The sequence below is a fragment of the Paenibacillus sp. S25 genome, from assembly GCF_019454085.1.
Classification (GTDB): domain Bacteria; phylum Bacillota; class Bacilli; order Paenibacillales; family Paenibacillaceae; genus Paenibacillus; species Paenibacillus polymyxa_B.
In genome coordinates this window covers 698,759-712,394 of record NZ_CP073683.1, presented here as the reverse complement: position 1 = coordinate 712,394, position 13,636 = coordinate 698,759, and the positions used below count along the sequence as shown (strand labels likewise).

The window sequence follows — 13,636 nt, the reverse complement described above, 5'->3', positions numbered from 1 at the left end:
ACAAACTAGTCTGCCGTCGTAATCGAAGAGCCGTAATCTTCAATATGGATATCTGTACTAAACCGTACAGGAATGGTACTAAAAGTGGTATCCCAATCCTTTTTGACCTTACGCCAAACTTTAGGATGCTGAATCCTCAAGGCTTCTCCGAAACCTCCGACATCAACCTGCAGCTTTTGCATTTTAGCTAAGGTTTGTTCAGCTAATGTATTCACTTTCTCCTGAAAGAGACTCTCTTCTTGTCCAAGCACATTGTTGTTACGCAAATTTTCATTCTTTATATGCACCTCCGAGACACGTCCCTCTGAGGTCATTTTTACCTGAAAGAAAATGTCATCCCCCTGAACGATGGCCTTGATCTTGCTTTTCACTGCTTTGATCTCAAATGCTATGTTTTTACCGGTCTTCGGATCGCTGCTTTTCAGCACACCTCCCTTCAGATCGCCTTTGATCCACATAAGACCCTCAACCTCTGACTCATTCAGATAACCACCGTATGTTTGCGTCTTTCCCTTAATGATGCCCGCACCTGCGAGCTTGATTTGATTCTCTGCCGTAATGACATTGGGTAATATAAAGCTTCTTTCACCCTTCATGGGTCCGATCACTTTAACCAAGGCCATGGGTTTTATCAACCGTGCGTTTCGTTTCCGGTTTTGGAAAATATCCTTTAAAATATAGGCAGGAATCTGACCAGGAATTTTCTCTTGAAGCGCATGCCCCGCCTTTTCTGTACTAATCAGCAGCTGTACGCTGGGCCGAATGTCATTATCCCCTAAAAAAAAGTCCAGTAGCTCATACAACGGAATCTTGCGAAGCAGACTGGAGCTGATAATAATGGTTTTCAAATGTTGCCCAATGGGAGGACGATTGGTCCGCAAAGAAATTTCTCTTATCATTTCAAAAACAGAATCTCCTGTTTCCGTAATATTAAAAAATTTTTTGGCTTGTGGAGAGGAGCTGTTGGAGCCTCCGCTTTCCTCTGGAATAACAAATTGAAAGGTTCCTGTAATTAACTCCTTTTTTGGATAATCTCCCCCTTCCTGATTAATTTGTTTTTCTTGCGAGGATTCTTCTGCAATATCCAAAGCAATACCTGTCTCCAGATTTAGATCCTCCACTGGGGAGCTGCTCCAGCAACCTGAAAGTGTACAGCACATCAGGAGAGCCATCAATCCGAGTAATCCTCGAAAACGATTCATGAGCGTGCCCCCCTCCAGTATGAAATAAGCAATAGTGGCAGTGGAAGCAGCGCGAATAAAGCGAACGCTACATTCCCAATGACCGTTCCAAAAGAAAATAGCTCATTCAGGTTTTTGGGGATTTGGGACAGGACGTAGATGATCGGAAGCAAAATAAACAGCGCCTTGGAATAAGAGCTATTCAAAATTTGCGAAACTCCGAGCGAAGCGCAATAAAAAGCAATACTGAATGTAGCAAAAATTTGCATAATCCAAATAGACAACAATAGGGATTCGAACCGTTCCAATAACAGATACTCCACTTCAAAGCTGCGGGCCAAATCTAAAAATGGCCAGGTTCTGCTTAAGAGCCCTTCTATTGAAAAAGCGCCAATGCACAGGATCAGCGTAGCTGTATAAAAAGCGACCGCGATCCCAATCGCCAGTCCGATCGCCTTGGTTGCTTTCTCCGGTTTTTCCATCCGACAATAAATAAAAAGCAGGGACTCTGTCCCCGTTAATGTCAGGATTGTAGTCTTGAGCGTTCTGAGCACTGGCATTGCCCCCTCCGACAAGACGGGACGCAAATTATTCAATTCAAAAATATTTAAACTCAGCAAGCATATCAACAGAAAGATAGCCGCCGTAACCGGAAATACCAGTTGACATATTTTCCCCAATGCGCCCACTCCCCCCATGCATAGGTACAGAGAGAGCCACATAAAAGGTGCTGAAATCGCCCACGCCGGAGTGCCTTCAAGCAGAAAGAACGACGTTACTTCCTCCACAGATCGGATTTCAAATGCGGCTATACAAACAAAATAAATAACAATCAGCATGCCAATCCCTTTGCCAATGACTTTGCCTGTTATCCGCTGAACATACTGGTAAAAGGTGGTTTCTGGAAACCGTGAACTTAGTTTGATCATAATCCATCCAAACAGGAAAGTGGCCGCCCCTGCTAAAATGACAGATATCCACGCATCCGGTGTTTTTGCAACTTCAACAGCTACTCTGGGAAGGGTAAGCAACCCGGCAGCCAGCATAAAGCAAACCACAATTGCCGTTGTCTGTAACGTTGTAATCTTATCCGCTTTTTTCCCACGGGCCATCTTGCTCCCTCCTGTGTTGAGCTCATCCTTGTCGCTTAGGGTCTTTATGCTTCAATAGAATGGGTCTGTTTTTCATAAATTGCAACGGTGCTCGTATGAAGTAATCTTTCCAATCCTTCAACGAACGGGGGGTGGTCAGACTAAGGAACGGCACGCCGAAGCTGTGTAATTTAACCATATGAATGCTCAGCATCAGGAAAAACATAATCACGCCGTACAATCCGAAGGTGGCCGCCGTGAACATGGCTCCAAAGCGCATGACACGCATGGAGATGCCAGCGCTGTATACAGGGGCTGAAAAGGAAGAAATCGCCGTAACGGCCACCACAATAACGAGAATCGGACTTACAATCCCAGCGTCTACGGCAGCCTGTCCAATAATCAAACCGCCGACGATGCCCATCGCTGGACCGATGGGTTTGGGGAGCCGAAGTCCCGCCTCGCGTAAAATTTCAATGGAAATTTCCATTATCAGGGCCTCAATCAGCGTCGAAAATGGAACCCCCTGTCTCGCACTGATAATGGAAATGACCAGCTTGGTTGGAATCAATCCGGGATGAAACGAGATAAAGGAGATATAGAGCGCCGGGGCAAACAGCGATATGAAGGTTGCCATAAAACGAAGGAATCGAATAAGCGACCCCGGTATCCATCGTTCATAATAATCTTCGGGGGACTGGAGCATCATCCCGTACGTTACAGGCATAAGAAGCGCAAAAGGTGTACCGTCCAGCAGAATCGCCACACGTCCCTCCAGCAATGCAGCCATGACCCGATCCGGTCTCTCCGTATTTTGAATTTGCAGAAAGGGGCTAAGAAAATTATCCTCAATAAGCTGCTCCACATAGCCCGACTCCAATACCTCATCCATATCGATGGTTTTGACCCGCCGCTTTACCTCATCCACAAGCTCCGGGTCAGCAATGTCTCTGAAATACACCACCATCAACTGCTTCTCCACTCTTTTGCCGACTTTGAAGGACGACATGGCCAGTTCCGTACTTTCTCCATGCCTACGCAGCATCGCTGTATTATCGCTGAGGGTCTCGGTAAAACCCACTCGCGGTCCTCGCAGCACCGATTCCGATATAGGATCTTCCACCCCTCGTGTATTCCCTCTGGGTGTACCCAGCACAAAAGCACCCGGTATGCCCTGAATCATGAGTATGACTGAACCGAACAGCACCTTTTGCAAGGAGAACTGTACCTCTAACGTATACTCTGTCTCCGATACCAGCATGACCTGACGAATAAACATATCCCGAAGCTCTTTTCCTCTCGGGAGATCCTCCCCGCCTTGTCCGGAGCTGCCCCAATCCATCAGTGGCTTTAAAATGTTCTGATCCATGCCAGCCTTGTCTGTTAATCCGTCCACAAAAAAAAGTGTACCTACAGCGTTCAGTTTTCCAAGAAAAATAGATCGTTCGTTCACATCCGACATATCCGTGACGGCTTGTCTGACTTTTTCTACATTCGCTTCATAATCTTCGGTGAAGGTCCCCTTTACCTTCTCAGCCTCACTGACAGACGGATTACGATCTGCTTGCTGCGAACGGTCTTCTTCTTCTAAAAGCTTTAATCGTTCCATACGTCTGCTCTCTCGACCATCCAGCGCTTTAAGTTGTCGTACTGTCATAAAAATAATCAAAGGTATGATGAACAAAGAGAAGGCTTCTATCCACACATTCCATTTGGGTATATGAGTTCCGATGACCTGCCACACGTTCTTTCCTCCCTCACTTCAATTGGATTTGTATATAGATTTACCTGGATTAGAAAAAAGATGCATGAAAGATGGACTAGATGGAATAAATTTCTTTGCTCACAAAAGGAATAAAAAGGTGAATTTGATAGATGAACTGTAGTGCCAAAAGTGGAATTCCATGATAATATCTATTCATTCTATGACTAATGTCACAAATTTGTTGAATTCGTGGGCCATTATTCGAATCTAAAAAGGAGTTGTAGGTATGAAGAATCATTTTTGGAAGAAAGCCGCTGTGTTGAGTTTGTTAGCGGTCATTTTGTTAGGGGGAACGGCGATCAGTCCCAAACAGGCACATGCAGGTTATGAGCCTTATATTGGGGAAATTACGGTGTACCCGTACATGTTCGCTCCTAAGGGATGGCTAAAATGCGAGGGTCAGCTCTTATCTATTTCGCAAAATACAGCACTGTTCAGTCTGCTGGGCACTAATTTTGGCGGCGATGGAATGAACACATTTGCATTGCCTGACTTGCGCGGGGCTTCCCCGTTGCCAAATGTAAACTACTACATCGCAACCGAAGGGAACTACCCATCCCGCCCTTAATGAATGCGTTCATCGGTGGGCTAATTAATGAAGAAGAGGTGATGGCGTGCTCGAAGGCAATAACTTCACACGCAACAATTTGAAACCGTATCGCTTGCTGGTTCCATTGCTGCCATTCATCGGCGGTGCGTTCCTGCTCATAGGGACGAATGAGGCACATGCTGCTGGTTGGGAAAATGTGGTACTTAATAAACCAACCACATCCAGTGGCTATAGCCAGCCCTATGATCCCTCCAGAGCTGTGGATGGGTCAATCGGGCCGACAAGCCGCTGGTATCAAGCCAGCGACGGTGAGAAATGGATCCAGGTAGACTTGAGAGATTGGTATATCGTAGATCGATATGTTGTTACAGGTATGGGAGTCCATAACGGGTGGCAGGATCAACGTGATCCATACAGTTTCCGATTGCAAACAAGCAGCAATGGAAGTAATTGGGTGACTGTTGATACCGTCCAGAATAATGGGAGCTCTAATGTTGAAAAGAGCATTACTCCTGTAACTACACGATACTTGCGAGTATATATTGATCAAGGAAATGCAAGAAACAATCAGTGGGCTTCCATCATGGAATTCGCAGCTTATGGGGAGAGATTACCCGTTCCGCAGGCTCCGGGTCATTTTACAGGAACCAAAAATGGAAATACGGTGGAGTTAAGCTGGGATGCTGTTCCTTATGCAACTTCATACAAAGTCATACGAGATAGTGTAACCCTCTATACAGGTAACTTAACCCAATTCATAGACACTTCAGCATTGCCGCCAGGTGAAGCCCTTTACACGGTTCAGGCTGTAAATGCTAAGGGGGAGAGCACTCCCTCAGAGGTTAAAGTGAACATACTTACCGATGCCGAGAGAGTTGCACAGGCCAAAGCCGCTCTTGCTTTAGGCTTCGCATCTGGTGATACAGCTGATTCGGTATCCCAAAAGCTGACACTACCACTCGCTGGATTGAATGATACGACGGTGAGCTGGAGTTCGGATACTCTTGACGTCATTACGAACGAGGGAGCAGTCACACGCCCGCGGTACGATTTGGGTGACCGAAAAGTAAAACTGACAGCTACGATTGCGAAGGGAAGCGCCTCGGATACTCAAACTTTCGAAGTTACCGTACCGAAGATAACTGCACAAGATACTTTGGATCAAGCAGCAGACACCCTCTCGCTTGGCAATTTGTCTGCGGTAACAGAAAATATTTCTCTCCCTTTATCCGGTTATGGTGGAGCGCAGATCGAATGGTCCTCAGCCAAACCACTAATTATTGCAGCAGATGGAACACTCACCAGACCCTCTTATAATAGTGGAGATACAGATGTTACCCTAACGGCTACCCTGCAACTTGCAGGCTTAACGAAAACAAAGAATTTTACTGCGCATGTACTCAGTCTGCCCATGAGCGATACAGAAGCCGTTGACGCAGCATACAGGGCGCTTGAGTTGCCAATGACTACAGTAACCGGAGACGTATATTTGCCAAAAGACGCTCTGAACGGTGTTCAGGTATCATGGTCATCGAATCAGCCGCAGTTCATGGATCATACTGGGCATGTAACATTCCCAAGCTATGTGCAGGGCGATCAGACCATCACGCTGGAAGCCGTTGTGTCAAGAGGCGGGGTTGAGCTACGAAAAACATTTAGCCTGCTCGTGCCTGCACTGCCCGTAAGCGCTGATGAAGCCGTAAATTTGGCAGCCAATACACTGGATTTAGATTATCCACAAGGGATTAAGGATTCCATCGCTCTGCCTCGTACAGGAGCATTTGACACCCATATCGACTGGTCTTCGGATCAACCAGATATTCTCAGCAACAGCGGTCAGGTGAATCGGCCTAAATATACAGACGGTGATGTGAATGTACAATTAATTGCCATTATTTCTAAAGGTGCAGCTTCTGTACAAAGAACATTCACGATCACAGTGCTGAAGGCATTACCGAATACACCTTACGTACGATTGAACGGCAGTAATCCAATTGTTCTGGAAACCGGCGACAGCTTCACTGATCCAGGAGCCAGCGTACTGGACAGTGTATACGGCAATATCCTGCTCCCTGAGCTTACAGGTAGCGGGAATGTTGATACAAATGTACCTGGTGTATATGTATTGAACTATGCTTATAGCGACAACGGTGGTTGGACGGCAGAGCCAGCAGAACGCCATATAAACGTGCTGCCTCGTGCTGTTACAGCCGCAGCAGGCAATGAGGATATAGCCTCTGTGATCGTTACAGGCGCCTTACCGAACGCACGGCTTGAGCTGTACAATGCCCAGCAGGAGCTTATAGCGGAAGGAATTGCTTCGGGAGAGGGAAGATATACATTTACACCTGTTCCTGAAGGAGCCAGCTATTATGTGCTGCAGAACGTAAATGGTATGAAGAGCGCTCCGTCAGGGCTAGTGTATCCGCAAGGGTTAACCGCGCAGCGCGTTGCAGATTCAATCACAAGTATAACAGCTCCTACAACAACTGACACACTGCTCAGGTTGCCTGTTGTACCTGATGGTTTCCGTGTGACCATCAGCAGCAGTAGCCAGCCAGACATCGTGCGTACAGACGGAACTATTGTTCAAGCAGATACTCCTTCCATTGTAACTATCATGCTGGATGTTATAAGGGTAAGCGATGGTTCTCATGCTTTGACGCAAGCCATAGAAGTCACCGTCCCTGCCAAGGTAATTGCGAACACAGGCAAATCTAACAAAGATAAGAATGAGGATGTATCTGCTTTCGTACCACAGATCGGATCTTCCGAACAAGGGAAAGAGTTCTCCCTCTTTGTTCCTTCGCCGGCATTCCTAGATGAGCAGATACAGCAAGCACTCCGTGAAGGCAAGGCATACGCAGACATTCGTTTGGAGCAGGAGAAGCAACTGAGTCGTGTTATCCTTTCTCATACTTTACTGAATAAATGGGATAAGATTGGTGCATCGGTAATATCCCGATATGGAACACTGATGATATCCAGTGACACCTTAACCAGCATGGCCTCAAGCCAGCAGGACGTTACATTGTCATTCCAGCAGGTAGATGTACAACGCGCACAGCAAATCCGTGATTGGGCTGAGCAACAATCCAGCCTGACGCTGATGGGTCCGGTCACAGACATCAAAGCTAATGTGACAGGGACCTCGTCGATCATTCTACCACTGGATAACGAATCCTTAGGTGAGTTACACAATGCAGAGCCCCAGTTCTCCATTCTTGTTATTCATGAGAATGGCGAGCGTGAGATTCTAAAAGGGACTGCTGTAATGAATTCAAAAGGGATTTTGTCGGGTGTGAGTGTCAATACGACTGGGTTAGGTACCTTTGCCGTCGCCACAGACGCAAAGCCTCAAACCGATAATGCCAGTGTGCAAAATGACCAAATCAATTCGTCAGATTCGCAAAAGCTAGCTCAGGTATGGCCGGATGTACAAGGCCATTGGGCAGCGAAGTCCCTGCAATCTCTTGCAGACAAAGGCTGGATACAAGGCTATAAAGACGGCAACATACGCCCTGAGCGTGCTGTAAGCCGTGCAGAATTTGTAGCCATACTGACCAGAGCATTGGGAACTGCTGGAGATGAGAACCCTTCTACCTCATTTACAGATATGCAGGGACACTGGGCTGGATCAGCCGTGGATTCTGCTCACCGTCAGGGATGGATTCAGGGGCTAACCGCTCAAACTTTCGGACCTGATGAGAGTCTTACCCGTGAACAGGCGATGGTGATCCTGTCACACGCGATGCAGAATCAGACATCCATTTCCAGTACTACTGCACTGCAATCCTACAAGGATGAGCAGCAGATTGCAGCATGGGCCTCGGCAGCATTCCAAAATGCAGTATCCTCCGGTTGGATCAGCGGTTATCCAGATGGAACGCTCAAGCCAAAAGCGGCCATCAGCAGAGGTGAGATGGCTGAACTGCTGGTACGTATTCTTAAATAAGACTTTTCAAGCTTCATAGATCAGATGAGTATAAGCAAATACAACGCGGCCTCCAAGCTTTTTGGGGGCCGTATTATTTTATGTATATTTTATGTACAAGCCTTCAACAATCATTTTTGCTTGTTTATTCACCCTTTTCGCTTCAGTAAATATATTATGAATATCTGCGAAGCGGGGCGATGAACCACCTGTCACCTCTACAGTAGGGAGAATGATGAGGAGGAGATATTTGAGCATGAAACATAAAAAACCGTTCAGGTTCAGTGGTGCTTCAAAAAAAGACGAAGACTCTAAACCAACAAGAGTAAATAAAAGTATCGAAGCTCTTCTCAGACTGATTAATGAATTAACCGCGATCATCCCCGTCGTATTCGCAAACCCCTCTGCGGCTAATGTATCTTCCTTGCAACAGGTTTTAAGACGTTTGTTGTCTCTGGCGAAAAGCTTAAGACTTAGAGGCGGGGTTAAGGCAGACTTACTAGCAGCGCTGGAGCTTGCTATTGTTGCGTTAGAAGCTACAGCTTTCTCTCCGATCGGCGTAGGTACTGCACTGCAACAATTGCTGGATGCCCTATTGTCCATCGTTTTACAAGAATCCCTTGATCCTGCTCTTAAAGACAGCTTAATCAGCGCGATCAGAATCGCTGGAACGACGGTTAGCAACGTATTAGGTGAAACATACTTGTCAGGGGAGTCCGGCCCACAAGGACCTCCTGGACCTGTGGGACCCGGCGGTGCGCCTGGACCCGCAGGTGGACCAGGGCCACAAGGGCCTCCCGGACCTATCGGCGCCGCTGGACCTATCGGAGCGCCCGGACCTGTTGGCCCTGCCGGGCCTGTGGGGCCTGCGGGACCCATTGGAGCGGCTGGACCTGTTGGCGCTGCCGGGCCTATCGGGGCCGCTGGACCGGAAGGCCCTGCCGGACCTGTCGGCGCTACGGGTGCTGCGGGACCTGCCGGGGGTGTGACAGGCGCCACGGGCGCTACGGGCGCGGATGGATTGGTCGGGCCAGCCGGGGCCATAGGGCCTGCTGGAGCCATAGGGCCAACCGGGGCTGATGGTTTGCCAGGCGCAGTTGGCGCTATCGGACCTGCTGGGGTCACTGGGCCGACCGGAGCTGATGGACTGCCGGGTGCAGTTGGCGCTGTCGGACCTGCTGGAGCCACAGGGCCGACCGGGGCTGATGGACTGCCAGGCGCGGTCGGTGCCGTCGGACCTGCTGGGGTCACTGGGCCGACCGGGGTTGATGGGCTGCCGGGCGCGGTTGGTGCTATCGGACCTGCTGGGGTCACTGGGCCGACCGGGGTTGATGGGCTGCCGGGCGCGGTTGGTGCTATCGGACCTGCTGGGGCCACGGGGCCGACCGGGGCTGATGGACTGCCGGGTGCAGTTGGCGCTGTCGGACCTGCTGGAGCCACAGGGCCGACCGGGGCTGATGGACTGCCAGGCGCGGTCGGTGCTATCGGACCTGCTGGAGCCACGGGTGTTACGGGTGTTACAGGGATTACCGGAGCCACCGGTTCGGGAGCCATCATTCCGTTTGCTTCAGGTGGCCCTGCTATACTGACAACCGTTCTTGGTGGATTGGTAGGAACCACAAGTTTGATCGGCTTTGGGAGCTCAGCAACAGGTATTAGCCTCGTAGGCGATACCATTGACCTCACAGGTACACTTGTAGGACCTCTGATTAACTTTGCTTTTTCCGTACCACGGGATGGCGTAATTACATCTATTGCTGGTTACTTCAGTACAACAGCTGCATTAACTCTCGTGGCTTCAACTGCGACAATTACTGCCCAGCTGTTTAGTTCCCCAACACCTAATAACACTTTCACAGCAGTTCCAGGAGCTATCGTGACATTGGCCCCTCCACTGAATGGCATTGTTGCTTTGGGAACGACCTCTAGCGGCATTACTACTGGTTTGGCTATCCCCGTAACCGCACAGACTCGTCTGCTCCTTGTTTTCTCTGCAACAGCTACGGGACTTTCCCTCGTAAACACTATTGTAGGTTATGCAAGCGCAGGCGTTACCATTACCTGATCCAAGAAGAAAAAAGGGCCAAACAGGATTGTTCCTGTCGAGCCCTTTTTATTTGTATTCCAACAGACGAACTAAACCGTTTCGAACGATATTTTTACTTCTTCTCCCTCTTCACAAACGGCGAACGTTTTAATTTGTCCGTGATCAGGCTCTTGAACGATGCCCGTCTGCAGATCAATTTTCCAGTCATATAAAGGATCATAGATATAATGACCAGATACTATAGCCTCTGTAAGAGGACCTCCTTTGGGATGAGGACTGCTATTTTCAACGGCATAAAGCTCATTCTCCGAAGTGCGGAAAACAGCAATTTCAGCACCTTTGATATGGATGGTACGTCCTATTCTGATCGGAAAATCCTTACTATGACCGACAACAAGCCATTCGGCATTCTTGATCATTTGCTTGATCGCTCCCTTCCTAGGCGTTTTAGATACAATTACACAATAGACGGGGTGACAACCTCGAATAAATTTTTGAGTGAATCCTCATCATTGATGATCTTTTTCCAAGGGTCTTCGACCTGTTGTAATGCAAATTCGATGCGTTCTACTAAAGCTTGTCGATGATCTGTATCATGAACGACAGCCTTCTGAATCTCCTCCAGACCGATCCGTTCCACCCACTCCGAAGTACGTTCCAGGTATTGTCCTGTTTCCCGGTAGAGTTGCATTACGCTTCCTACAATATCAATCAACTCGGCGTCGGTTTTCACTTTACAGAGTGAATCAGCCAACCGCGCTTTAATACCGCCATTACCGCCGATAAAGATCTCCCAGCCCCCATCATTACCTACGATTCCGATATCTTTGGTACATGATTCCGCACAGTTGCGTGGACATCCATTAACCGCTAATTTGAATTTTGCCGGGAAATCCAGTCGTTCGAATTTCCGTTCCAACACTTCTCCCATTCCCATCGAGTCCTGTGTGCCAAACCGGCAAAATTGCGATCCAACACAGGTTTTAACCGTACGAAGTGACTTCGCGTAGGCATATCCCGACGGCATATCGAGTTCTTCCCATACTTTAGGCAGATCCTCTTTACGGACACCGATCAAATCAAGCCGTTGTCCTCCTGTTACTTTAACAACCTTAACGTTGTATTTAAGAGAAACATCAGCTATCTTCTTCAAATCTTCTGGGGTCGTTACACCACCATACATTCTAGGAACAACTGTAAACGTTCCATCCTTTTGAATGTTCGCGTGCAATCGCTCATTTACAAAACGGGAATCTCCCTCATTTTCATAGGTATCCGGGTTAATCATTCCCAGATAATAATTCAGCGCTGGCCGACATTTGGAGCATCCTTCATCATTATGCCAACCCAGTACATTCATAACTTCACGCGTTGTTGTCAGCCCTTTGGTTTTGATCGCTTCCACAATCTCGTCCCGACTCAATGTTGTGCAGCCACATATTCCTTGCTTGGCTGACGTCTTGAAGCTGTCTCCAAGAACATACTGTAGAATTTGCTCAACGACCGGCTTGCACCCTCCACAGGAACGCGTTGCTCCGGTACATGCCTTAATTTCATCGACTGTGGTTAGTCCATTATCATTAATTGCATCCACAATCGCCTTTTTAGTCACACCGTTACAGCCGCAGACAATTTCATCATCCGCCATCGTTTCAGCGGATAATGTTTTCGCCCCGTGATTGCTACATCCAGTACCCATGATCTGTCCATATATCTCATCTGTCATCAATGTTTGCTGACGCACATATTTTTGAAGGCTAGCAGATTCGCTCACATCACCAAACAGTACAGTTCCAACAATCTTATTTTCACGAAGCAGCACTTTTTTGTATGTGCGCTTCCACTCATCCTTTGCAACAATCACCGTATGTTCAGGCTGGGTTATGAATTCGCCAGCTGAGAAAACATCCACCCCTGAAATTTTGAGCTTGGTGGAAACCACCGATCCCATATAACCTTCAGTTTCCGCGCCTGCCAAATGCTTGGCAATGACACTTCCCTGCTCAAACAGCGGAGCTACCAGACCATAACAGATTCCGCGGTGTTCAACACATTCCCCTACAGCATATACATCCGGCACGGAGGTTCTCATCAAATCATCGACTACAATACCACGATTCGTTTCCATACCACTTTGCACAGCCACCTGAATATTAGGCTTGATCCCGACGGCCATAACGACCAAGTCCGCTTCCAGCTCGCTTCCGTCTGAAAACCTCAGTCCTTGTACCCGATCTTGACCGTACACCTCCGCAGTTTGCATTTGCATCGCAAACTTGATTCCCTGGCGTTCTAGTTCTGCTTTCAACATTGCAGAAGCTTCCCGGTCCAGCTGACGTTCCATCAAATCCTCCATTAAATGAACGACCGTAACATCCATCCCCAGGTTGACCAAGCCTTTAGCTGCTTCCAGCCCCAATAGGCCTCCACCAATGACAGCTGCCTTTTTAAAGGTCTTCGCTGCCTCAAGCATTGCCGAGCAATCGGCGATATCTCGGAAACCGATGACACCCGGTAATTCTTTGCCCGGAATAGGCAAAATAAATGATTGTGAGCCAGTAGCTACCAAAGCTACATCGTAATCAATTTCCAGTCCGTCTTCGGTGTGAATCTTCTTGTGCTCACCGTCAATGCTTTTCACCATTTTTCCTGTATATAAAGTAATCCCTTGATCCGCGTACCATTGCAAATCGTTCAGTATGATATCATCAATCGTTTTGCTACCTTCCAATACATAAGAGAGCATGATCCTGTTATAGTTCGGATGCGGCTCATTTCCCAGGACCGTAATTTCATACTTATCCGTTAATTTTAAAATTTGTTCGACCGTATTGATACCAGCCATCCCGTTCCCTATAACCACAAGTTTCTGTTTACTGTTTATCATATACCGGTTCCTCCATTCATTCGACAATGCTTCCTATCCGATGACATCTCCTACGTTCCTATGAATATTGCTTATGCTTCTATTCTAATGCAGCAGATAGAGCTATATGTGATTAGAATCACAATGTAGTTCAAATTAAGAATATTTAGGGATTTCCCTATTTCGTTTCAAGGGATAAAGG

General features: G+C 47.7%; 8 protein-coding genes. 3 read left to right on the top strand and 5 right to left on the bottom strand.

What is annotated here, in order from left to right; translation table 11 throughout:
* Positions 1-5: 5 nt before the first annotated feature.
* Genes KAI37_RS03140 through KAI37_RS03130 form a run of 3 tightly spaced genes read right to left on the bottom strand, consistent with a single transcriptional unit; the run spans position 6 to position 4,016 of the window.
* Entirely contained in the window at positions 6-1,202 is a 1,197-nt protein-coding gene (locus KAI37_RS03140; protein ID WP_076293148.1) for a Ger(x)C family spore germination protein, read from the bottom strand.
* A complete protein-coding gene (locus KAI37_RS03135) occupies positions 1,199-2,293 on the bottom strand; it encodes a GerAB/ArcD/ProY family transporter (protein ID WP_220030700.1) in 1,095 nt (364 codons plus the stop codon). The genes KAI37_RS03140 and KAI37_RS03135 overlap by 4 nt, the downstream gene beginning before the upstream one ends.
* A 22-nt stretch (positions 2,294-2,315) precedes the next feature.
* The gene (locus KAI37_RS03130; protein WP_220030699.1) at positions 2,316-4,016 is read right to left on the bottom strand and encodes a spore germination protein; all 1,701 of its coding nucleotides are present in this window, start codon (positions 4,014-4,016) and stop codon (positions 2,316-2,318) included.
* A gap of 247 nt (positions 4,017-4,263) precedes the next feature.
* Here KAI37_RS03130 and KAI37_RS03125 point away from each other — a divergent pair, with 247 nt between their 5' ends.
* The 3 genes from KAI37_RS03125 to KAI37_RS03115 all read left to right on the top strand — a co-directional run bounded on the left by KAI37_RS03125 (position 4,264) and on the right by KAI37_RS03115 (position 10,586).
* Entirely contained in the window at positions 4,264-4,605 is a 342-nt protein-coding gene (locus KAI37_RS03125; RefSeq protein WP_071639458.1) for a phage tail protein, read from the top strand.
* Between the two features lie 46 nt (positions 4,606-4,651).
* The gene (locus KAI37_RS03120) at positions 4,652-8,542 is read left to right on the top strand and encodes an immunoglobulin-like domain-containing protein (protein WP_220030698.1); all 3,891 of its coding nucleotides are present in this window, start codon (positions 4,652-4,654) and stop codon (positions 8,540-8,542) included.
* Positions 8,543-8,777: 235 nt separating this feature from the next.
* Positions 8,778-10,586: an exosporium glycoprotein BclB-related protein gene (locus KAI37_RS03115; RefSeq protein ID WP_220030697.1), complete on the top strand. Its 1,809-nt coding sequence runs from the start codon at positions 8,778-8,780 to the stop codon at positions 10,584-10,586.
* A 71-nt stretch (positions 10,587-10,657) separates the two neighbouring features.
* Here the strand turns inward: KAI37_RS03115 and nirD are convergent, their stop codons facing one another.
* Both nirD and nirB read right to left on the bottom strand, forming a co-directional pair.
* Positions 10,658-10,987, bottom strand: coding sequence for a nitrite reductase small subunit NirD (gene nirD / locus KAI37_RS03110; protein WP_071639455.1), 330 nt, complete (start codon positions 10,985-10,987; stop codon positions 10,658-10,660).
* 38 nt (positions 10,988-11,025) lie between these two features.
* Positions 11,026-13,455, bottom strand: a complete 2,430-nt coding sequence (gene nirB, locus KAI37_RS03105) for a nitrite reductase large subunit NirB (RefSeq protein ID WP_220030696.1) — start codon at positions 13,453-13,455, stop codon at positions 11,026-11,028.
* Between the last annotated feature and the right edge of the window lie 181 nt (positions 13,456-13,636).